This window comes from Blastococcus sp. MG754426 (genome assembly GCF_021699055.1).
GTDB lineage: Bacteria > Actinomycetota > Actinomycetes > Mycobacteriales > Geodermatophilaceae > Blastococcus.
Genome location: NZ_SSXC01000079.1, coordinates 1 through 19,986, shown reverse-complemented (window position 1 = coordinate 19,986; position 19,986 = coordinate 1). Strand labels below are relative to the sequence as shown.

Genomic DNA, 19,986 nt, shown 5'->3' with positions numbered 1-19,986 from the left:
GGCTCCAGGGGTGCGGGGGGAGGTCAGCGCGGGCGCGCTGCGGTCGAGGCGCGGGGGACCAGGGAGGTGGCCAGCTCCATGCGCTGGCTGTCCAGCTGGCCGCCGGTGATCAGCTCGTGGAGCATCCGGCCGGCCATCCGGCCCATGTCGGCCAGCGGCTGGCGCACGGTGGTCAGCGGCGGGGACGACCAGCGGGCCATGGGGAGGTCGTCGAAACCCACGACGGAGAGGTCCGCCGGCACCGAGAGGCCGGCCTGGCGGGCCGCCTCCAGGACGCCGAAAGCCTGCTCGTCGCTGCCGGCGAAGACCGCCGTCGGCGGGTCGGGCAGCTCCAGCAGCAGGCGGGCCTGGTCGTAGCCGCCCTCGTGGTGGAAGTTGCCGTGCCGCACGAGCTCGGGGTCGACGCCGATGCCGGCCCGCTCGAGGGCGGCGCGGTAGCCGTCGATCCGGGCGCGGCTGCACAGGAAGTCCTGCGGCCCGCCGATCACCGCGATGCGCCGGTGGCCGAGCTCGACCAGGTGCTCGGTGGCGGCGAGCCCGCCGGCCCAGTTGGTGGCGCCGACGCTGGGCACGTCCTGCCCGGGCATGTCGACCGGGTCGATGACGACGACGGGCAGGTGCGAGCCGCCCAGGCGCCGCTGGTCGGCGGCGGTGATCCGCGAGGTGACGACGAGCGCACCCTGCCGGCCGCCGTTGATCAGCTGCTGCACCCAGTCGGCGCCGGGGTCGCGGGCGAGGGTGCCGACCACGACGTCCAGCCCGCTCTCGGTGATCCCGCGCAGGATCTCCACCGCCCAGGGGCTGTCGAGCGCGGTGAAGACGACGTCCACCAGCGGGCGCGCGGGAGCGGCGGCCCGGCGGGTGACGGGCACGTAGTTGTGCTCCTCGAGCAGGGCCAGGACGTGCGCGCGGGTGGCGGGTGCGACGTCCTGGCGGCCGTTCACGACCTTGGAGACGGTGGGGAGGGAGACGCCGGCCGCGGCCGCGATGCTCGCCAGCGTCGGCCGGCCCAGCTGGGGTGTGGCCACTGCCGTCCTCCTCGGGTGTGCGCCTGCGGTCCGATCCCACCGGACCACCGCCGGCGCGGCCCGTCCAGTGGTGCACGTCACCGGACGGGAGCGGCGATGTTATCGAAAGTTTCGGAGCCGCGGTAGCCCGTCCGGTCGAGTCGGACGCTAGCCGGGGGGTCCGGTCCGCGCCAGAGTTCACCCGGGAGGGTCAGGTAACGCCCCCGTCACATCGGCGTTGACACCGATGGTGACCCGGCTTACATTCTCGCAACTGCTCGAAACTTTCGGTGTTCAACGACGAAACAGGAAGGTGGCGGTGGGATGTCCCTCCGGCGTCTGACCCGCGTGACCACTCAGGCGGGCGCACTGGTCCTGGCAGGCGCGCTGGTCGCGGCCTGCGGCTCCTCCGGCCCCGCGGGCGGGGGTGGGGGAGAGGGCGGCACCGGTCAGGTGTGGGCCCTCGAGGACGCCGCGCTCAACCCGATCGAGGAGGCCTCGATCGAGCGCTTCAACGAGGGCTCGGACTCCGGGGAGCTGGAGCTGGCCACCTTCGGCAACGACCCCTACAAGCAGCGGCTGCGCGTCGCGCTGGGCTCACCGAACGCGCCCGACCTGTTCTTCAACTGGGGCGGCGGCAACCTCAAGGAGTACGTCGACGCCGGCCAGGTCGAGGACCTCACGGGCCTGCTCGAGGAGAACCCGGAGCTCCGCGACGCGTTCCTGCCCAGCGTGCTGGCCGGCGCGGAGCTGGACGGCAAGAACTACGGCCTGCCCATGCGCGGCATGCAGCCGGTGGTGCTCTTCTACAACCAGGCGGTGCTCGACTCCGCCGGCGTCGAGGTCCCGCAGACCTGGGACGACCTGCTCGCCGCCGTCGACACGCTCAACGGCGCCGGTGTCACGCCGATCGCGCTGGCGGGCACCCAGGCGTGGACCGAGCTGATGTGGATCGAGTACATCCTCGACCGGGTCGGCGGGCCCGAGGTCTTCCAGGCCATCCGTGACGGCGAGGAGGGCGCCTGGGAGGACCCGGCGGTCCTGGAGTCGCTGGAGATGCTCCGCGAGCTCATCGACCGCGGCGCCTTCGGCGACGACTTCGCCTCCGTGGGCTACGACGTCGGCGGCGCATCGACGATCCTGGCGCAGGGGGACGCGGCCTTCCACCTCATGGGCTCGTGGGAGTACACCAACCAGCTCAACGACAGCCCCGAGTTCGTCGAGGCCGGCGACCTGGGCTGGACCACCTTCCCGGCGATCGAGGGCGGCGCGGGCGACCCGTCGAACCTGGTCGGCAACGTGTCCAACTTCTACTCGCTGACCAGCTCCTCGGCGAACAAGGAGGCGGCGCGGGAGTACCTGTCGACCGCGCTCACCAGCGACGAGTACATCTCCGACCTCATCGAGGCCGGTGACGTGCCGCCGGTGCAGGGCATCCGCGACCAGCTCGCGGAGACCGAGAACGGCGACTACGCGACGTTCATCTACGACGCCACGGCCGACGCGGACAGCTTCCAGCTCTCCTGGGACCAGGACCTGCCGGCCGACGAGGCCACCGAGATGCTGACCCAGCTGGAGCAGTTCTTCCTCGGCAACCAGACGCCGCAGGGCTTCGTCGACGCGATGTCCGGCGTCTGACCGGTACCTCCACGGCATGCAGGACACGGCGCAGCGGACCAGGACAGGGGCACCACGCATGGCGGTCACCCGGCAGGACCGGCCCTCGGGCTGGTACCTGGCACCAGCGGTCACGTTCTTCGGGGCGTTCGCGGTGCTGCCCATGGTCCTGGTCGTCTACCTCAGCTTCACCTCCTGGAACGGCTTCGGGTTCCCCGCGCTGACCGGTGCGGAGAACTGGAGCCGGCTGATCGAGGACGGTCGGGCCTGGGACTCGCTGCGGCTGACCCTGCTGTTCATGGTGCTGACCTGGGTCGTCCAGACCCCGATCGCGATGCTGATCGGGGTCTGGGCGGCCGGGCACCAGCGCAACCGCGCGGTGCTCAGCTCCTTCTTCTTCCTGCCGCTGCTGCTCTCCACCGCGGCGATCGCGCTGCTGTGGGCCGCGGTGCTCGACCCCAACTTCGGCGCCACCCAGGCGCTGCCGTTCCTGGACGGCGTCAACTTCCTGGGCAACACCGAGCTGGTCGTCTACACCGTGGTCTGGGTGATCAGCTGGCAGTACATCCCGTTCCACACGCTGCTGTACCAAGCCGCCGCCCGGCAGGTGCCGCAGAGCCTCTACGAGGCGGCCACCCTCGACGGCGCCGGCCGCTACCGGCAGTTCTTCACCATCACGCTGCCGCTGCTGAAGTACACCGTGATCACCTCGACGGTGCTGATGCTCGTCGGCTCGGTGACCACCTTCGACACGATCCTCATCCTCACCGGGGGCGGGCCGGGCACGGCGACCCGCATCCTGCCGCTGCACATGTACATCACCGGCTTCAGCGGCTTCGAGTTCGGCTACGCCAGCGCCATCGCGGTCCTGCTGCTGCTGCTGGGCGCGGGGCTCTCGCTGGCCGTGACGAGTGCGACCGGCTTCCGCAAGATGCAGAGCCAGCAGGAGGGCATGTGAGCGACCGCGCGCCGCTGGGCGGGGACGACATCCCGAGGGGCGCGGTGGGCGTGCGGACGGCGGAGGCGCCGCCCTCGCCGATCGCCCCGGTGCCGGAGGTGCCCGAGCGGCAGCGGCGCCGGGTGTGGAACCGGCGCCGCGCCCACGGCCGGCCCAACGTCCTGGCCGGCGTGCTGGCCACCGTCTGGCTGGCGCTGGTCGCAGTCCCGCTGTACTTCCTGGTCGCGGCGAGCTTCCGCACGCGGTCGGAGTACCTGTCGGACAACCCGCTGGCCCCGCCGCCGAACCCGACGCTGGAGAACTACGAGACCGTCCTCACCGGCGACTTCCCGACCTACCTGCTCAACACGGTGGTCGTCACAGTGGCGACCGTCGCGATCGTCGTCGGGCTGACGCTCCCGGCGGGCTACGCCGTCGCCCGCAACGCCGGCCGGGCGGTCCAGCGCGGGTTCTCCCTCATGCTCGTCGGCCTGGCCATCCCGGCGCAGGCGGCGATCATCCCCGTCTACCTGATGATCACCCAGCTCCACCTGTACGACACCCTGCTCGCGGTCATCCTGCCGACGGCGGCGTTCGCGATGCCCGTCGCGCTGCTGGTGATGACCAACAGCCTGCGCGACATCCCGCGCGAGCTCTACGAGGCGCAGACCCTCGACGGCGCCGGCCCGTTCCAGGCGCTGCGGCACCTGGTGCTCCCGCTGGCCAAGCCGGCGATCACCACGGTGGCGGTCTTCACGTCGCTCACCGCGTGGAACGGCTTCCTCTTCCCCCTGGTGCTCACCCAGTCCGTGAGCACGCGGGTGCTCACGCTGGGCCTGTGGGACTACCAGGGGCAGTTCGGCACCAACGTCCCGGCGCTGCTGGCGGCGGTCACGCTGTCGGTCGTCCCGATCTTCGTCCTGTACCTCGTCGGCCGCCGCTACCTGCTCAGCGGCCTGACCGCCGGCGCCGGCAAGTAGCCCGGCCCGCACCGAGAGGAAACCTCATGGCCTCCGTCACCTACGAGGGCACCAGCTGCGTCTACGGCGGCGCGGCACGACCGGCGGTGGACCGGCTCGACCTGGCCATCGAGGACGGTGAGTTCCTCGTCCTCGTCGGCCCGTCCGGGTGCGGCAAGTCGACGTCGCTGCGGATGCTCGCCGGCCTCGAGGACGTCACCGACGGCCGCATCCTGATCGGGGACCGGGACGTCACGGAGGTGCCGCCCAAGGACCGCGACATCGCCATGGTCTTCCAGAACTACGCGCTGTACCCGCACATGACGGTCGCGGACAACATGGGCTTCGCCCTGAGGATGGCGGGTCTCGGCAAGGCGGAGATCGCCCAGCGGGTGCAGGAGGCGGCGAAGCTGCTGGACCTGGAGCCCTACCTGGACCGGCGGCCCAAGGCGCTGTCGGGCGGTCAGCGCCAGCGCGTCGCGATGGGCCGGGCCATCGTGCGCCAGCCGCAGGTCTTCCTGATGGACGAGCCGCTGTCCAACCTGGACGCCAAGCTGCGGGTGCAGACCCGCACCCAGATCGCCGCGCTCCAGCGCCGGCTCGGCATCACCACGGTCTACGTCACCCACGACCAGACCGAGGCGATGACGATGGGTGACCGGGTGGCCGTGCTCAAGGACGGCGTGCTCATGCAGGTGGGCCGGCCGCGCGAGCTGTACGACCGGCCGGCCGACGTCTTCGTGGCCGGCTTCATCGGCTCGCCCGCGATGAACCTGCTCACCCTGCCGGTGGTCGAGGGCGGCGTCCGCCTGGGCGACGAGGTGCACCCCGTGCCCCGGGACGTCCTCGGCGGCGCCTCCGGGGCGCTGGTCACCGTCGGCGTCCGCCCGGAGGACCTGGAGCTCGCCGGGCACGGGCTCGCCGTCGAGGTCGACGTCGTCGAGGAGCTGGGGGCCGACGCCTTCGTCTACGGCCGCACGACAGCCGGCGGCGAGGAGCACCTGGTCACCGCCCGGGTCGACGGGCGCACGCCGCCGCTGAAGGGCGAGCAGGTGCACGTGCGCCCGCGGGCCGGGCACGTGCACCTGTTCGACGGCCGCAGCGGCGCCCGGCTCGGCGGCTGAGACCCCCGTCCGGCGGCCCGGACGCGGGCCGCCGGGCCGGGCACCCCGCGCGCGTGGAACGCGGTGCGGCGCGCGCGGGGAGAGGGATCGGCGGTGCGCTCCCTAGACTCGTGTGGTCCCCGGGCCGACGGGGCCGCGCGATCGAGGAGTGTGCATGGCCGTCCGAGCCATCCGGGGTGCGACCCAGGTCGACGCCGACGACCGGCAGCAGGTGCTCGAGGCCACCCGCGAGCTGGTGAGCGCGGTGCTCGAACGCAACGGGCTCGAGCACGACGACGTCATCAGCATCCTGTTCACCGCCACCCCGGACCTCGTCTCCGAGTTCCCGGCCCTGGCCGCGCGCGAGCTCGGCATGGGCGGGGTGCCGCTGATGTGCGCCACCGAGATCGGCGTGCCGCACGCGCTGCCGCGGGTGCTGCGCCTCATGGCCCACGTCGAGACGCCGCGGCCGCGCGCGGAGATCCAGCACGTCTACCTGCGCGGCGCCGTGGCGCTGCGGCGCGACATCGCGCAGTGACCCGAGAACGACGAACGAGCAGGAGCACATGAGCAGCCCCCAGAGCCCCTTCCGCGGGTCGGTGACCCTCGACGGCCCGTCGGGGACCGGCAAGTCCAGCGTCGCCCGCGACGTCGCCGCCCGTCTCGGCGCGGCCTACCTCGACACCGGGGCGATGTACCGCGCGGCGACCGTCGCCGTGCTCGACGCCGGCGTGGACCCCGCGGACGCCGAGGCCGTGGCCCGCACCGTCGCGGAGGCGGGGATCGTCGTGGGCACCGAGGCCGGCACCGAGCGGGTCGAGGTCGGCGGCGCCGACGTCGCCGCCCGCATCCGCGGCGCCGAGGTGACCCGGGCGGTCTCCGCGGTCTCCGCGGTCCCGGCGGTCCGCCGGCAGCTGGTCGCCCAGCAGCGCGCGCTGGTCGCCGGTGCCGAGGCGGTCGTGGTCGAGGGCCGTGACATCGGCACCGTGGTGCTGCCCGACGCGACGCTGAAGGTGTACCTGACCGCGGCCCCCGAGGTGCGGGCCCAGCGCCGCGCCGGCCAGCTCGGTGTCACCGACACCGCGGAGATCGCCGCGCTCGCCGCCGACCTGCGCCGCCGCGACGAGTACGACAGCAGCCGGGCCGACAGCCCGCTGCGCCCGGCGGAGGACGCCGTCGTCGTCGACAGCAGCGACCTCTCCCAGGCCCAGGTGGTCGACCGCATCGTGCTGCTGGCGGAGACCGTCGTGCCCGCGGGGGAGCGCCGGTGACCGAGCCCGAGGGCGGGCCGCTGCCCGTCGTGGCCATCGTGGGCCGGCCCAACGTGGGCAAGTCGACGCTGGTGAACCGCTTCCTCGGCCGCCGGGCGGCCGTCGTCCAGGACACGCCGGGCGTGACCCGCGACCGCATCGCGTACGAGGCGCTGTGGAACGGCAAGCGCTTCACCGTGGTCGACACCGGCGGATGGGACCCCAAGGCCGCCGGTCTGGGGGCCTCCATCACCCGGCAGGCCGAGTACGCCATGAAGACCGCCGACGTCATCGTCTTCGTCGTCGACAGCCAGGTGGGTGCCACCGAGACCGACCTGGCCGCCGCGCGGGTGCTCCGGCGCAGCGACCGGCCGGTGATCCTGGTGGCCAACAAGGTCGACGACGAGCGCAGCGAGGCCAACGCCGCCGAGCTGTGGTCGCTGGGGGTCGGCGAGCCGCACCCGGTCAGCGCGCTGCACGGCCGGGCCAGCGGTGACCTGCTCGACCTCGTCCTGGACGCGATGCCCGACGCGCCGCGCGAGCAGGAGAGCGAGGGCGGCCCCCGCCGGGTGGCCCTGGTCGGCCGGCCCAACGTGGGCAAGTCCAGCCTGATCAACCGGCTGGCCAAGGAGGAGCGCTCGGTCGTCGACTCGGTGGCCGGCACCACCGTCGACCCGGTGGACTCGCTGGTCACCCTGGGCGGCGAGGAGTGGCGGTTCGTCGACACCGCGGGGCTCCGCCGCAAGGTCAACACCGCCAGCGGCATGGAGTACTACGCCAGCCTGCGCACCGAGGCCGCGATCCAGGCCGCCGAGGTCTGCGTCGTGCTGCTCGCCGCCGACGAGGTGATCAGCGAGCAGGACCAGCGGGTCATCACCCAGGTGGTCGAGGCCGGTCGCGCGCTGGTCCTGGCCTTCAACAAGTGGGACACCCTCGACGAGGACCGCCACCACCAGCTGGAGCGGGAGATCGACCGGGACCTCGCGCACGTGAAGTGGGCGACGCGGGTCAACATCTCTGCGTCCACCGGCCGCGGCGTGGGCAAGCTCGCCGACCACCTCCGGGCCGCGATCGCCGCGTGGGAGACCCGCGTGCCGACCGCCGAGCTGAACACGTTCGTACGGGCGCTGGTGCAGGAGACGCCGCCGCCGGCCCGTGGCGGGCGCGCGCCGAAGATCAAGTACGTCACGCAGGCCGACGTCCGCCCGCCGCGGTTCGTCGTCTTCTCCACCGGCTTCCTGGAGGCCGGCTACCGCCGCTTCCTGCAGCGCAAGCTGCGCGAGCGGTGGGGCTTCCAGGGCACCCCGATCGAGATCTCGGTGAAGGTCCGCGAGGGGCGGGACAAGGACGGCAAGCGCGGCTGACCACCGTCGAGGCCGGGGAGGCCGGTGCGGTAACCTTCTCGGGCGGTCGTTCACGGCCCGGGGAGCCCCGGGGTGTCGTCCGGCCCGCGGGCTGTAGCGCAGCTTGGTAGCGCACTTGACTGGGGGTCAAGGGGTCGCAGGTTCAAATCCTGTCAGCCCGACAGAGTGGTGTCGCAGGTGAGAGGCGGGTCGTCCGGGACGGGCGGCCCGCCTCTCACCTTCCCGGCGTCCGGGGTCTGCCGGACGGCACGGGCGACCACCGCCAGGAACGCGCCTCGCCCGGACGGCGTGGGTCCCATCCCTCCGCCGGGGCGGGTGGAGCAGCACGGAGTTGCCCCGGTCGCGCCGGCCCGGATGATCGTCGTGTGAGGACTGTCCATGCCGAGTGAACGCTTCACCGGGCTGGCCGCCGTGCTCGACGCCGTCCGGGACACGACGGGTACCACCCAGCCGGCGCTCGTGGAGCAGGTCGGGCTCGGTCGCAGCGTGGTCGCCGAACGGGTCGCCGAACTGGAGGCGGCGGGCCTGGTCGCGTCCGACGGCCTCGGACCCTCCACCGGCGGGCGTGCGCCGCGCCGGCTGCGGCTGCGTGCGGAGGCGGGATTCGTCCTCGGCATCGACGTCGCATCCAACGAGCTGGTCGTGGCGGTCGCCGACCTGGCCGGGACCATCCGCGCGACGGCGCAGGAGCACCTCGACGTCTCCCGGGGGTGGGAGGCCGGGCTGCCGACCGTGGAGGCACTCGCCAGGTCGGTGGCCGACGAGGCCGGCGCGCGGGGGAACGTCTGGTCCGTGGCGCTCGGCATGCCCGAGCCGGTGGCCTTCGACGCCGGCGCACCCGTCGCCCTGCCCACCATGCCGTCCTGGGACGGTCGTGCCGTGCGCGAGCGGCTGGCATCGGCGTGGTCGGCGCCGGTGTGGATGGACGACCGGGTCAACCTGCTCGCCCTCGGCGAGCGCCGGGTCAACCCGGTGGCGGCCCGGTCGGCGCACATGCTGTACCTGGGTGGCGGCGCCGGCCTCGGCGCCGCCGTCGTGACCGACGGCCGGCTGTACCGGGGCGCGCGCGGGCTGGCCGGCGCGATCGGGCACGTGACCGTGCCCGAGGGCGGTGAGGTGGTGTGCCGGTGCGGCAGCGTCGGCTGCCTGGAGGCCGTCGTCGGCGGTGCCGCGCTCTCCCGCGACGCCCGGCTGCTCGCCGAGACCGGCCAGAGCCCGGCGCTGGCGGCGATCCTGGCCGAGACCCGGGCGCTCCGCCCGCTGGACATCACCCGCGCCGCGGAGCAGGGGGATCCGGCGGCCCGGGCGCTGCTGCACCGCGCGGCCACGGTCATCGGGGGAGTCCTCGCCACGCTCGTCAACGCCTACAACCCCGAGCTCGTGGTGGTGGGCGGCGGCATCGCGCGGGCCCGCGCCCACGTCCTCGCCGCGATGCGCGAGGCCATCTACCGGCACGCGCTCCCAGCGGCGACGCGTGACCTGCAGGTCGACCTCTCCGCCGTGGACGAGGAGATCGCCGGCGTCACCGGAGCGGTGCAGTTCGCTCTCGACCAGGTCTTCTCCCGGGAGCACCTGCCGGCGCTGCTGGCCGCCCGGACGGGGACCCACGGCGAATCCGGCCTCTCCGCCTGACCTCTCGGTCGCTGCGCCCGTCCCTTCTGTCGGTTTCCGGACAAAGCCCTTAGTCTCGGAACGTGACACCCCGCCCCGTCGCCGCCGCGGAGCGGCGCGATGCCTGCTGAGCGGATCGACGGCCTGGTCGCCGTCCTGGACGCGATCCGCGGCAGCGGCGGGATCACCCAGCCGCAGCTGATGCGGGTCGTGGGGCTGGGCCGCAGCGTCGTCGCCCAGCGCGTCGCCGAACTGCAGGATGCGGGGCTGGTCGCGTCGGACGGGCTGGGTGCGTCCACGGGCGGCCGGGCACCACGGCTGCTGCGTTTCCGGGCGGAGTCCGGCGTCGTCGCCGGTGTGGACATCGGGGCGACCGGCATGGTCGTCGGCCTGGCCGATCTCGCCGGCACCGTCCTGAGCAAGGTCGAGGAAGGCGTGGACGTCGCGGACGGGCCCGAGGTCGTCCTGTCCCGCGTCGAGCAGGTGGTCGAGGGGCTGCTGCGCGCACAGCCGGCCCCGCGTCCGCTCTGGGGTCTCGCGGTGGGGGTCCCCGGGCCGGTCGACGTCGGCACGGGCCTGCCGGTCGCCCCTCCGATCATGCCGGGCTGGGACGGCTACTCCATCCCCGACCGCCTCGGCGCGAGGTTCGCCGCCCCCGTGTGGGTCGACAACGACGTGAACCTGCTGGCCCTGGGCGAGCTGCGCACCAACCCGGTCGCCGCGGCCGCGGGTGACCTCCTCTACGTCAAGATCGGGACGGGGATCGGCGCCGGTCTGGTCTCCGGTGGCCGCCTGCACCGCGGGGTCAACGGGTGTGCCGGCGACATCGGGCACGTGGTGGTCGCCGAGGCCGGTGACGTCGTCTGCCGGTGCGGCAACCTCGGCTGCCTCGAGGCCGCGGCCGGTGGTGCGGCACTCGCCCGCGACGGCCGGCGCCTGGCGGAGGCCGGCGGGAGCCCGGTGCTGGCCGAGCTCCTGGCGGCCTCGGGGCGGGTCACCGCCGCCGACGTGACGGCGGCCGCGGACCGCGGGGATCCGGCGGCGCGGGCCCTGCTCGCCCGGGCCGGGCGGCTGGTCGGCAGCGCCCTCGCGACGCTGGTCAGCTTCTACAACCCTGCGCTCGTGGTCCTGGGAGGCGGCGTCGTCCAGGCGGGCGACCACGTCCTCGCGGTCATCCGCGAGTCGGTCTACCGCCGGTCGCTCCCACTCGCCACCCGGACCCTGCGCATCGAGCACTCGACCCTCGGTGCGGACGCCGGTCTCGCGGGCGCCGTGCACCTGGCGCTCGACGCGATCTTCGCCCCGCACCGCCTGCCGCAGTGGTTGCCGTTCAGCAGCCCCGCGGCGCACCCGGAGCTCGCTGCTGCCATGGCGAACGCCGCAGCCTGACCCGATCGCCGGAGCGCTCCGGCGCGTCCGTCGCCATAGACGCCGGTGATGCGGCGCATCAGGACTCTTAGGTCCCCGGCCCGTTGACTTCCTCCGGTGACGAACAGAAGTATGTGGTTGGCATCACGCCGACAGCGCAGCGGCCCAACCGGGCGCCGCGGCAGAGGCTTCCCGTCGTCGAACCGGCACAGCCGCCGGACGCGTCACGAAAGGCTCCTACATGAACCAGCAAGGACATGGGCGCATGCGCCGTCTCGGCGTCCTCGCCGCCGTGCCCGCCGTCAGCGTTCTCACGCTCGCGGCGTGCGGCGGCGGGGACGAGGACGGCGGTGCAGCCGGCGCGGCTGGCCCCGCCGACAGCTTCACGTGGGCGTTCGAGAACGCCAGCGGTGGCGCTGAGAACCCGTGGCTGGTCCTCGCCGAGGAGTACACCGAGGAGACCGGCGTCCAGATCGAGACCCAGCCGCTGCCGCCGGACAGCTACGGGCTGACGATGCGGACCCAGCTGCAGGGCGGGAACGCGCCGGCCCTCATGATGTTCGCTCCCGGGTCCGGCCAGTCGAGCTCGGTCATCCCGCTGGCCGAGGCCGGCTACCTCGAGCCGCTCGGCGAGGCGTCCGCGGCACTGGTGCCGGAGGGCAGCGAGTCCCAGTTCGGGATCGACGGGGAGATCTACGCGCAGCCGACCAGCCTCATCCCGGTCGCCGTGACGTGGAACGCCGGGGCCGCCGGGGAGGCAGGGGTCGAGTACCCCGAGGACTTCGACGCCTACCTGGAGGCCTGCCGGTCGCTGGCCGACGAAGGCAGGTCCATGGCCGTCATCGCCGGGGCGGTCCCGCCGAACCCCGGCCTGATGTCCATGGCCATCTCCGCGACGCGGGTCTACGCCGAGACCCCGGACTGGAACGACCAGCGGGCCGCCGGGGAGACCACGTTCGCCGAGAGCGAGGGCTGGCAGGAGACGCTCCAGACGGTCGTCGACCTCAACGAGGCCGGCTGCTTCCAGCCGGGCGCGCCCGGTGCGGGCTTCGACGCCATCACGCAGGGCATCACGCAGGGCACGTCGCTGACCGCGTTCCTGCCCGGTACCGCGGCCAACGAGCTCATGAACGCCACGCCGGGCCTCGAACTGGACACGCGCGCCTTCCCGCCGGCAGAGGGCGAACCGTACCTGCTCGCCAGCCCCAACTACGTGCTCAGCGTCAACGCCGACGCTGACGAGGGGGAGAAGCAGGCGGCTCTGGACTTCCTCGAGTGGATGGCCGACCCGGAGAACGCCGAGCGCGTCACCGAGATCCAGGGTGGTGTCCCGATCACCGGTCCCGGGGAGAACCTGAACGCGGCGTACGAGCCGGTGCGCGACCTGCTGGAGTCGGGCAGCTACGCGCCCCTGCCGAACCAGGGATGGCCGAACCCGGGTGTCTACGACGCCCTGGCCACCGGGGCCCAGGGGCTGCTGACCGGCCAGAGCGACGTCCAGTCGGTGCTCGAGGCCATGGACCAGGCCTACGACCAGTAGCAGCACGGCGGGCTGCGCTCCGGATCGAGTCGAGGGACGAACGATGACTGCAACCATGGGTACTCCGCAGGACACGACTCCCGTCGTCCGGGGCGCGGCAGCAGGCGCCGGGGGTGGAGCACCGTTCCGCTCCCGGCGCCCCCGCCCGCTCATCTCCCACGGCCGGTGGTGGTGGGCGCTGCCCGCCGTCCTCGTGGTCGTGCTGATCCACTACCTGGCCACCGCGGGCGGCGCCTTCTACGCCTTCACCGACTGGACCGGGGTCGGGGACTTCGACTTCATCGGCCTGGAGAACTTCCGGCGCATCTTCGACGACCCGGCCATGATCGGGTCGATCCAGAACACGCTGTTCCTGGCGTTCGGGTTCCTCATCGCCACGAACGTCGTGGGCCTGGTCCTCGCGCTCGCCCTGAACCGCACGCTCCGGACGCGCTACCTGCTGCGGGTGCTCTTCTTCATGCCCGTCGTCCTGAGCCCGCTGGCGGTGTCCTACGTCTGGAAGTTCATCTTCGACTTCAACGGGCCGCTGAACGGGGTGCTGGGCTGGATCGGCATGGAGCCCCGGCTGTGGCTGGCGGATCCCGGCCTGGCGCTGTGGGCGGTGCTGGTGGTCATGGCCTGGCAGACCACCGGCATGGTGATGGTCATCTACCTCGCCGGCCTGGCGACGGTGCCGGCGGAGATCGAGGAAGCCGCCGCTCTGGACGGCGCCAGCACCTGGCGGCGCTTCCGGCACATCACCCTGCCCTCGATCCGGCCGTCGGTCGCGATCGCCTCGACGCTCATGCTGATCCAGGGCCTGCGCGTCTTCGACCAGGTCATGGCGCTGACCGGCGGGGGGCCCGCGGGTGCCACCGAGACCCTGGCCACGCAGGTCTACAAGGAGACCTTCGCGCTGAGCAACTTCGGCTTCGGCGCCGCGCTGGCCCTCCTGCTGACCTTGATCATGCTCGTCTTCGCCGTCCTCCAGCAGGCGGCCACCAAGGACCGTTCCTAAGGGGCCCGGATCATGTTCCGCTACACGAAGATGACGGCCCTGCGCGAGGGGCTCGTCTGGGTCGCCGCGCTGCTGACCCTGCTCCCCTTCTACTTCCTGGTCATCACCGCGCTGAAGCCCGACGAGGAACTGCTGTCCACGGGGACGTCGGCGCCGCCCGGTCGGCCGACCCTCGAGAACTTCGCCGAGGTGCTGACCCAGGGCGGGGACAACAACATCCTGATGGCGCTGCTGAACAGCGTCCTGATCACGCTCGGCAGCATCGCCGGGCTGGTCGCCTTCGGGTCGCTCGCCGCCTACGTGCTGGCCCGCAGCACCGCCCGGTGGGGGAGCGTCACCTTCTACCTCTTCCTCATCGCCATCCTGCTGCCCACCCAGCTGGGGCTGGTCCCGCTCTACATCGGCGCGCGGCAGCTCGGTCTGGTGGGTTCGGTGGGGGGGATGGTCCTGCTGTACGTCGGGACCCTGATGCCGCTGGCGGTGTTCCTCTACGCCGGCTTCTTCCGGAACCTGCCGCGCGACTACGAGGAGGCCGCAGCGCTGGACGGGGCCGGGCCGGGCCGGGTCTTCCTGCGCGTGGTGCTGCCGCTGATGGCGCCGGCCACCGGGACGGTCGCGATCCTCACCGGCCTCATCGTGTGGAACGACTTCTTCACCGCGTTGATCTTCCTCGGCGGTTCCGACAACCAGACGCTGCCGGTGTCGATGTACTACTACGTCGGCTCGCTGGTCTCGGCCTGGAACAAGATCTTCGCCATCGTGATCATCTCGATGGTGCCCATCCTGGCCTTCTACCTCTTCGCCCAGAAGCGGTTCATCCAGGGCTTCGCCGGCGGCATCAAGTAGGCGCTCGCTCCCGCCGCCCGCCGCTCAGCGCGCCCGGGCGCCACCCGTCCCGCTCCAGCCGCCCGGTCGTGCTCGTCCACCGGTCTGCCCTCACCCGCCCTTCCGTGGCCGCGGCCACCTGCCTCGCGAGGAGTTCCCATGGCTGACGACGTCGCTGCCGGCACCGCCGGTCGCTGCGAGCGCGCCGTCCCACGGGTGGAGTCGTCCCGCACCGGCCGCCGGATCGAAGCCGGTGTCTGACATGACCCAGCTCGGTACGACGCTCTTCTCGCTGACCCCGCTGTGGCGGGGAGGCGCCGACGCGGTGGAACTGCTGGAACAGGTGGCCGCTGCCGGGTGCGGCCCGGCGGTCGAGCTGGTCGGCCACCAGGCCTGGCGCGGCTTCCCCGCGGTCGCCCCGGAGGACGAGCGCGCCTTCCGCGACGCGGTCGAGCGGCTGCAGCTCGTGCCGGTCGCCCTGGGGGTGTACACCGATCTCTTCCGCCGTCCGGGGCGGCCGATGACGGTGGAGCAGGCCTTCGACGACATCGCCCCCCAGCTGGCGGCCGCCGCGCGACTCGGCTTCCCCGTCGTCCGGGCGACGCTCGGGATGCCCCCCGAGCTCCTCGGCAGGGTCGCCGCGGAAGCGGAGCGGCTGGGCGTCGTCCTCACCTTCGAGGTGCAGGGCGCCACCACACCGGGCACCCCGGCCGTGCTCGAGCTGGTGGAGCTGCAGCGGCGGACCGGGACGCCCTTCCTCGGGCTGACGATCGACTCCAGCCTCTCCACGCCCGCGCTCCCGGCTGCCCTCGGTACCGCGCTGCGCCGGCTGGGTCTCGCTGCACCGGGGGTCACCGCGGTGCACGAGGCGTGGCTCCGGGGCGGCCCGATCGGCCCGCGCATCGGAGCCGCGCTGGCGGTGGTCGCAGGGCACCCGCGCGAAGCGGAACTGGCGCCGCTGGTCGCCGGGGTGCTCGGCCGGTGCGGCCGGACGGAACCGGAGGAGTGGGGGGAGCTCCTGCCGCTCGTCCGGCACGCGCACGCGAAGTTCTGGGACGTGGACGTCGAGGCCGTCCGCCGCCCGCACGGAGCGTGGCTGAGAGCGCTGTCCGCAGCCGGCTACGAGGGCGCCGTCCTGAGCGAGTGGGGCGGCCACGAGCTGCTCGAGCGCGACGAGGCGGACGCGCTGGCCGTCTCGGCGGCGCACGTCGCGCTCCTCTCCGAGCTGGCCGGTGCCCGGACGGCGGTGACGGCATGACGATGACCGAGGGCACCCTGCGCCCCGACGCGGTCTCGGCCCGGGACGGCCGCCTGCACCTCGCCGTCCGCCTGCCCTGGTACCGGTCGTTGCCGGTCTCCTGCCTCGAGGAGGTGGAGGTGACCGTCGACGGCGCCCGCGTGCCACTGCGTTCGGTCTCGACCGGCGGCTTCACCGGGCCGGTTGCCGGCGCCGGTGGGTCCGGTGCCTGGTGGGACCTGCGCGACCCGCTCGACGTGGCGCTCGACGCCCCGGGGGTCCCGGGCGAACGGCACCGGATCGGGCTCGGCATCGCCGTCCGGATCCCCTACATCCAGCAGGCCCCCGGCGTGCCGCTCGTGCAGCGGGCGACCGTCCAGACCGAAGGGACAGTCCGATGAGCCGGCTCACCGTCGGTGACACCGCACCACCCCTCGCGCTGCCGGGGACGGACGGCGCCGCCGTCGGTCCCGACCCGGCGGACCGTGCCGCGACGGTCGTCGTCTTCACGGCCAACGGCTGCCCCTACGCGCGGGCCTGGCACGACCGCATCCAGGACGTCGTCCGCGACTACGCCACCCGGGACGTCACCGTCCTGCAGGTCGTCAGCAACGACGAGACCGACCACCCGGAGGACTCGGCGGAGGGCCTGCGGCAGCGGGTCGCCGCCGGCGAGGTGGCCGGACCGTTCCTGCGGGACGCCGACCAGGTCGCCGCCCGCGCCTACGGGGCGACGGCCACACCGGAGGTCTTCGTGATCGACCGGCGCGGCGTCGTGCGCTACCACGGTGCGCCGGACGGGGACCACGACGATCCGGCGCAGCGCGCCGGGTGGCTGCGCGAGGCGCTCGATGACGTGCTCGCCGCGCGCGCCGTGACCAGGCCGGTCACCTCTCCGGCCGGGTGCTCGATCAAGTGGCGGGTGGAGCTGCGGTGGTGGGCCGGCTGCCCCACGCGCGAGCGAGCCGCACAGGTGCTGCGGGACACCCTCGCCGAGCTGGGACGGGGCGAGGTGGCCGTGGTCGAACGCGAGGTCCGCACCCGCGAAGAGGCGGAGCGGCTGGGGTTCCCCGGCTCCCCGACGTTCGCGGTGGGCGGCCAGGACCTGTTCCCGACCGCTGCGCCGTCGGCGCTGACCTGCCGCGTCTACACCCGCCCCGACGGCCGCGGCTCCCCGCTGCCGGACACCGCCGAGCTGGCCACAGCCCTCCGCGCCGCACTGGTCCGGCCGTGGGAGCTACCCGGCTGGACCGACTTCCGCACGCAGTCCGCACGCCCGTCCCGAACCACCACCGGCTGAGGAGCAGTCATGGCATCGATCACGTTCGACCACGTCACCAAGCGGTACCCGGACGGGACGCAGGCGGTCTCGGAGCTCGACATCGCCATCGCCGACGGCGAGTTCCTCGTCCTCGTCGGGCCCTCGGGCTGCGGCAAGACGACGGCCCTGCGCATGGCGGCGGGCCTCGAGGAGATCTCCGACGGCCGGCTCCTCATCGGTGACCGCGTCGTCAACGACGTCCACCCCTCCCAGCGGGACATCGCGATGGTCTTCCAGAGCTATGCCCTCTATCCGCACATGACCGTGCGCGAGAACATCGCCTTCCCCCTGCAGTGCTCGGGAGTGGGCAAGGCCGAGGTGGCGGAGCGCGTCGAGCGGGCGGCGGAGGCGCTCGGGCTCACCGATCTGCTGCACCGCAAGCCCAAGGCGCTCTCGGGGGGCCAGCGGCAGCGCGTCGCGATGGGACGCGCGATCGTGCGCCAGCCGCAGGCCTTCCTGATGGACGAGCCGCTGTCGAACCTGGACGCCAAGCTGCGCGGTCAGATGCGTGCGGAGATCCGCGGGCTGCAGCGCCGGTACGGGGTCACCACCCTCTACGTCACCCACGACCAGGTCGAGGCCATGACGATGGGCGACCGGATCGCCGTGCTGCGCAAGGGAGTGCTCCAGCAGCTCGGCACGCCCGACGAGCTCTACGACTCGCCGGCCAACCTGTTCGTGGCCGAGTTCATCGGCTCCCCACCGATGAACGTCATGTGCGCGACGGTGGTCCGCACCGCGGTCGGCCACGACCTCGTCCTCGGTTCGCAGCGGTTGCCGCTCCCCGCCGGTCTGCTCGACACCTACCCGCAGCTCGCCGGCGCCGACGCCACCCCGGTCGCCCTGGGCCTGCGCCCGGAGGCGCTGCGGGATCCCGCCACCGCGGCGCCCGACGCGCTGCGGCTCGTCGCCGAGGTCGAGCTGGTGGAGAACCTGCCGCCGGAGAAGCTGGTCCGCCTGCGGCTCGACGCCGAGCCCGTCATCACCGACGCGATCATGGAGATCGCCGAGGACATGGACCCCGGTGCCTCGGGCGATCTGCGCGACCCCGCCGGCGGGACGGTGCTCCAGGCCCGGCTGCCCGGATCGGCGGCCGTGCGCGAGCGCACCCGTACCGCGTTCGCCGTCCCGCCGTCGGCCCTGCACTTCTTCGACCTGTCCACCGGGCAGGCCATCGCGCCGACCTCGCCGCGGCTCGCCGCGGTGACCGTCTGAGAGGACCCCGTGACCGCACCGGCCCACAGCATCAAGCGGGGCGTCAGCCTCTACTCCTTCCAGGAGGAGTACTTCCTGCGCACGCTGTCCGTCGAGGACTGCATCCGCGAGGCGGCTGCCTTCGGCGCCCGCGGGATCGAGCTCATCCCCGAGCAGATGATCCCCGGCTTCCCGCGGGTGAGCGACGAGTTCGTCGACTCGTGGTTCAGCTGGATGGAGAAGTACGGGACGACCCCGGTCGCCACGGACCTCTTCCTCGACACCAAGCGGTACCCCGACCGCTGGCTGACCCTGGAGGAGCAGGTCGCCTCCTTCCACCGCGACATCGACATCGCGGTCCGGCTGGGTGCCCGGGTGGTCCGCGCGATCATCAACACCCCGCCCGAGGTGATGGAGGCAGCGGCCCCCTACGCCGAGGACCGCGGCGTCCGGCTGCTGCTGGAGGTGCACGCGCCCTTCCACTACGAGCACCCGTGGATCCTCCAGCACCTCGAGGTCATGCACCGCACCGGTTCGCCGGCCCTCGGCCTCATGCCGGACATGGGCACGTTCGTGGAGCGCTTCCCCCGGGTGGTCAGCGAGCGGGCGTTGCGGGACGGCGCCAAGCCGGAGCTGGTCGACCTGATCGTGCGGACCTACGACGACCACGGCGACACGCACGCCCTGATGGACGTCGTCAACTACCGCGGCGGCGGTCCGGTCGACTTCGGGCTGGCCCGGCAGGCGACGCACTACATCTGGACCGAGCCGAAGTCGATGCTCGAGCACATGGCCCTCATCGGGCACATCCAGGCGAAGTTCTACGAGATGACCGACGACGAGGTCGAGTACTCGATCCCCTACGACCGGATCGTCCCGGTGCTCGTCGAGGGCGGCTTCGACGGCTACCTGTCCAGCGAGTACGAGGGCAACCGGCACATCCAGGACGCCTTCCCCGTGGACAGCGTCGAGCAGGTCCGCCGCCAGCACACCATGTTCGCCCGCCTGCTCGGCGAGAGCTCCGGAGAGCAGCAGGACCCCGTCCTCCCCACCCCTCCCGCGGTCGGGGCGGGACCGGGGACGGGGCCACAGACCACAGGAACGGGGTCCTACTGATGTTCGACCAGTACATCGTCTGCGAGGAGGGGTTCCGGCCCCTGGAGGACGGCCGCACCGGTGGCGTCGTCGAGGTGCGGATGCCCTACTACCGCGGTCTGGCCCTGTCCATGGTGGAGGCCGTCGACCTGGTGCTCGACGGGCAGCCCGTCCCGCCGTCGCGGACCACTCTCACGGTGCACGGGAACACCTACACCTTCGACCAGCTGCCCCGGACGACCGACGACCGCTGGGAGATGGGGGAACGGGCCCAGCTCGCCTTCGAGACCGACGAGCCGCTCGGGCCCGGGGAGCACGACGTCGCCGTGGCGGTCCGTCTCCGCATCTCGTACATGCCCGTGCCGGGAGGGGGCCGCGACAGCAAGCGGCTCACCCTCGCTGCCTGATCCCACGCCTCCCACCCCACGAGGAGCTCCCGCATGACTTCCCCCGGACGACCGTCCCTCGGCATCGGGCTGGTCGGCTACGCGTTCATGGGCGCGGCCCATTCGCAGGCCTGGCGCACCGCCCCTCATTTCTTCGACCTGCCGCTGCGTCCGG

The 19,986-nt window shown here is 73.0% G+C and carries 19 protein-coding genes and 1 tRNA gene; 19 read left to right on the top strand and 1 reads right to left on the bottom strand.

Features of this window, described 5'->3' with window-relative positions; all coding sequences use genetic code 11:
- Positions 1-23 precede the first annotated feature (23 nt).
- Positions 24-1,028, bottom strand: coding sequence for a LacI family DNA-binding transcriptional regulator (locus E9549_RS19220; protein ID WP_236828203.1), 1,005 nt, complete (start codon positions 1,026-1,028; stop codon positions 24-26).
- A 303-nt stretch (positions 1,029-1,331) separates the two neighbouring features.
- On the opposite strand from E9549_RS19220, the gene E9549_RS19215 reads away from it, so the two are divergent.
- From E9549_RS19215 to E9549_RS19125, 19 genes are all read left to right on the top strand, one after another.
- Positions 1,332-2,645, top strand: a complete 1,314-nt coding sequence (locus tag E9549_RS19215) for an ABC transporter substrate-binding protein (protein ID WP_236828202.1) — start codon at positions 1,332-1,334, stop codon at positions 2,643-2,645.
- A gap of 58 nt (positions 2,646-2,703) precedes the next feature.
- Positions 2,704-3,582 carry a carbohydrate ABC transporter permease gene (locus E9549_RS19210; protein WP_236828201.1) on the top strand — a complete coding sequence of 293 codons (879 nt, stop codon included), beginning with the start codon at positions 2,704-2,706 and terminating at the stop codon, positions 3,580-3,582.
- Positions 3,579-4,541 (top strand): carbohydrate ABC transporter permease, encoded by a 963-nt coding sequence (locus E9549_RS19205; RefSeq protein ID WP_236828200.1) that lies wholly within the window; start codon positions 3,579-3,581, stop codon positions 4,539-4,541. The genes E9549_RS19210 and E9549_RS19205 overlap by 4 nt, the downstream gene beginning before the upstream one ends.
- Positions 4,542-4,567: 26 nt before the next feature.
- Positions 4,568-5,644, top strand: a complete 1,077-nt coding sequence (locus E9549_RS19200) for an ABC transporter ATP-binding protein (protein ID WP_236828199.1) — start codon at positions 4,568-4,570, stop codon at positions 5,642-5,644.
- Between the two features lie 154 nt (positions 5,645-5,798).
- Positions 5,799-6,161: a chorismate mutase gene (gene aroH / locus E9549_RS19195; RefSeq protein ID WP_236828198.1), complete on the top strand. Its 363-nt coding sequence runs from the start codon at positions 5,799-5,801 to the stop codon at positions 6,159-6,161.
- Positions 6,162-6,189: 28 nt separating this feature from the next.
- Positions 6,190-6,894: a (d)CMP kinase gene (cmk, locus tag E9549_RS19190; RefSeq protein WP_236828197.1), complete on the top strand. Its 705-nt coding sequence runs from the start codon at positions 6,190-6,192 to the stop codon at positions 6,892-6,894.
- The gene (der, locus tag E9549_RS19185; RefSeq protein ID WP_236828196.1) at positions 6,891-8,237 is read left to right on the top strand and encodes a ribosome biogenesis GTPase Der; all 1,347 of its coding nucleotides are present in this window, start codon (positions 6,891-6,893) and stop codon (positions 8,235-8,237) included. Before cmk ends, der begins: the two co-directional genes overlap by 4 nt.
- Before the next feature lie 87 nt (positions 8,238-8,324).
- Positions 8,325-8,398 (top strand) — tRNA-Pro (locus E9549_RS19180).
- 217 nt (positions 8,399-8,615) lie between these two features.
- Complete coding sequence (locus E9549_RS19175) at positions 8,616-9,869, top strand: ROK family transcriptional regulator (RefSeq protein ID WP_236828195.1); 1,254 nt, start codon at positions 8,616-8,618, stop codon at positions 9,867-9,869.
- Between the two features lie 99 nt (positions 9,870-9,968).
- A complete protein-coding gene (locus E9549_RS19170; protein WP_236828194.1) occupies positions 9,969-11,237 on the top strand; it encodes an ROK family transcriptional regulator in 1,269 nt (422 codons plus the stop codon).
- Positions 11,238-11,481: 244 nt separating this feature from the next.
- Entirely contained in the window at positions 11,482-12,756 is a 1,275-nt protein-coding gene (locus E9549_RS19165) for an ABC transporter substrate-binding protein (RefSeq protein ID WP_236828193.1), read from the top strand.
- Between the two features lie 55 nt (positions 12,757-12,811).
- Positions 12,812-13,753: a carbohydrate ABC transporter permease gene (locus E9549_RS19160; protein ID WP_236828192.1), complete on the top strand. Its 942-nt coding sequence runs from the start codon at positions 12,812-12,814 to the stop codon at positions 13,751-13,753.
- Between the two features lie 12 nt (positions 13,754-13,765).
- Positions 13,766-14,599 (top strand): carbohydrate ABC transporter permease, encoded by an 834-nt coding sequence (locus tag E9549_RS19155; RefSeq protein ID WP_236828191.1) that lies wholly within the window; start codon positions 13,766-13,768, stop codon positions 14,597-14,599.
- Between the two features lie 241 nt (positions 14,600-14,840).
- Positions 14,841-15,836 carry a sugar phosphate isomerase/epimerase gene (locus E9549_RS19150; protein ID WP_236828190.1) on the top strand — a complete coding sequence of 332 codons (996 nt, stop codon included), beginning with the start codon at positions 14,841-14,843 and terminating at the stop codon, positions 15,834-15,836.
- Positions 15,833-16,216 carry a DUF6379 domain-containing protein gene (locus E9549_RS19145; protein WP_236828189.1) on the top strand — a complete coding sequence of 128 codons (384 nt, stop codon included), beginning with the start codon at positions 15,833-15,835 and terminating at the stop codon, positions 16,214-16,216. The genes E9549_RS19150 and E9549_RS19145 overlap by 4 nt, the downstream gene beginning before the upstream one ends.
- The gene (locus E9549_RS19140; protein ID WP_236828188.1) at positions 16,213-17,115 is read left to right on the top strand and encodes a redoxin domain-containing protein; all 903 of its coding nucleotides are present in this window, start codon (positions 16,213-16,215) and stop codon (positions 17,113-17,115) included. The genes E9549_RS19145 and E9549_RS19140 overlap by 4 nt, the downstream gene beginning before the upstream one ends.
- 9 nt (positions 17,116-17,124) lie before the next feature.
- Positions 17,125-18,351, top strand: coding sequence for an ABC transporter ATP-binding protein (locus E9549_RS19135; RefSeq protein WP_236828187.1), 1,227 nt, complete (start codon positions 17,125-17,127; stop codon positions 18,349-18,351).
- A 9-nt stretch (positions 18,352-18,360) separates the two neighbouring features.
- Positions 18,361-19,446, top strand: coding sequence for a sugar phosphate isomerase/epimerase (locus tag E9549_RS19130; protein ID WP_236828186.1), 1,086 nt, complete (start codon positions 18,361-18,363; stop codon positions 19,444-19,446).
- On the top strand, positions 19,446-19,832 hold the full coding sequence (locus E9549_RS19125) for a DUF6379 domain-containing protein (protein ID WP_236828185.1): 387 nt from the start codon (positions 19,446-19,448) through the stop codon (positions 19,830-19,832). Before E9549_RS19130 ends, E9549_RS19125 begins: the two co-directional genes overlap by 1 nt.
- Positions 19,833-19,986: the final 154 nt, after the last annotated feature.

Coding starts and splice junctions, on each gene's coding strand:
- E9549_RS19135 (WP_236828187.1), top strand. CDS start 17,125: ATGGCATCGATCACGTTCGACCACGTCACCAAGCGGTACCCGGACGGG.
- E9549_RS19155 (WP_236828191.1), top strand. CDS start 13,766: ATGTTCCGCTACACGAAGATGACGGCCCTGCGCGAGGGGCTCGTCTGG.
- E9549_RS19165 (WP_236828193.1), top strand. CDS start 11,482: ATGCGCCGTCTCGGCGTCCTCGCCGCCGTGCCCGCCGTCAGCGTTCTC.
- E9549_RS19210 (WP_236828201.1), top strand. CDS start 2,704: ATGGCGGTCACCCGGCAGGACCGGCCCTCGGGCTGGTACCTGGCACCA.
- E9549_RS19125 (WP_236828185.1), top strand. CDS start 19,446: ATGTTCGACCAGTACATCGTCTGCGAGGAGGGGTTCCGGCCCCTGGAG.
- E9549_RS19150 (WP_236828190.1), top strand. CDS start 14,841: ATGACCCAGCTCGGTACGACGCTCTTCTCGCTGACCCCGCTGTGGCGG.
- cmk (WP_236828197.1), top strand. CDS start 6,190: ATGAGCAGCCCCCAGAGCCCCTTCCGCGGGTCGGTGACCCTCGACGGC.
- E9549_RS19160 (WP_236828192.1), top strand. CDS start 12,812: ATGGGTACTCCGCAGGACACGACTCCCGTCGTCCGGGGCGCGGCAGCA.
- E9549_RS19140 (WP_236828188.1), top strand. CDS start 16,213: ATGAGCCGGCTCACCGTCGGTGACACCGCACCACCCCTCGCGCTGCCG.
- aroH (WP_236828198.1), top strand. CDS start 5,799: ATGGCCGTCCGAGCCATCCGGGGTGCGACCCAGGTCGACGCCGACGAC.
- E9549_RS19145 (WP_236828189.1), top strand. CDS start 15,833: ATGACGATGACCGAGGGCACCCTGCGCCCCGACGCGGTCTCGGCCCGG.
- E9549_RS19200 (WP_236828199.1), top strand. CDS start 4,568: ATGGCCTCCGTCACCTACGAGGGCACCAGCTGCGTCTACGGCGGCGCG.
- E9549_RS19175 (WP_236828195.1), top strand. CDS start 8,616: ATGCCGAGTGAACGCTTCACCGGGCTGGCCGCCGTGCTCGACGCCGTC.
- E9549_RS19215 (WP_236828202.1), top strand. CDS start 1,332: ATGTCCCTCCGGCGTCTGACCCGCGTGACCACTCAGGCGGGCGCACTG.
- E9549_RS19170 (WP_236828194.1), top strand. CDS start 9,969: ATGCCTGCTGAGCGGATCGACGGCCTGGTCGCCGTCCTGGACGCGATC.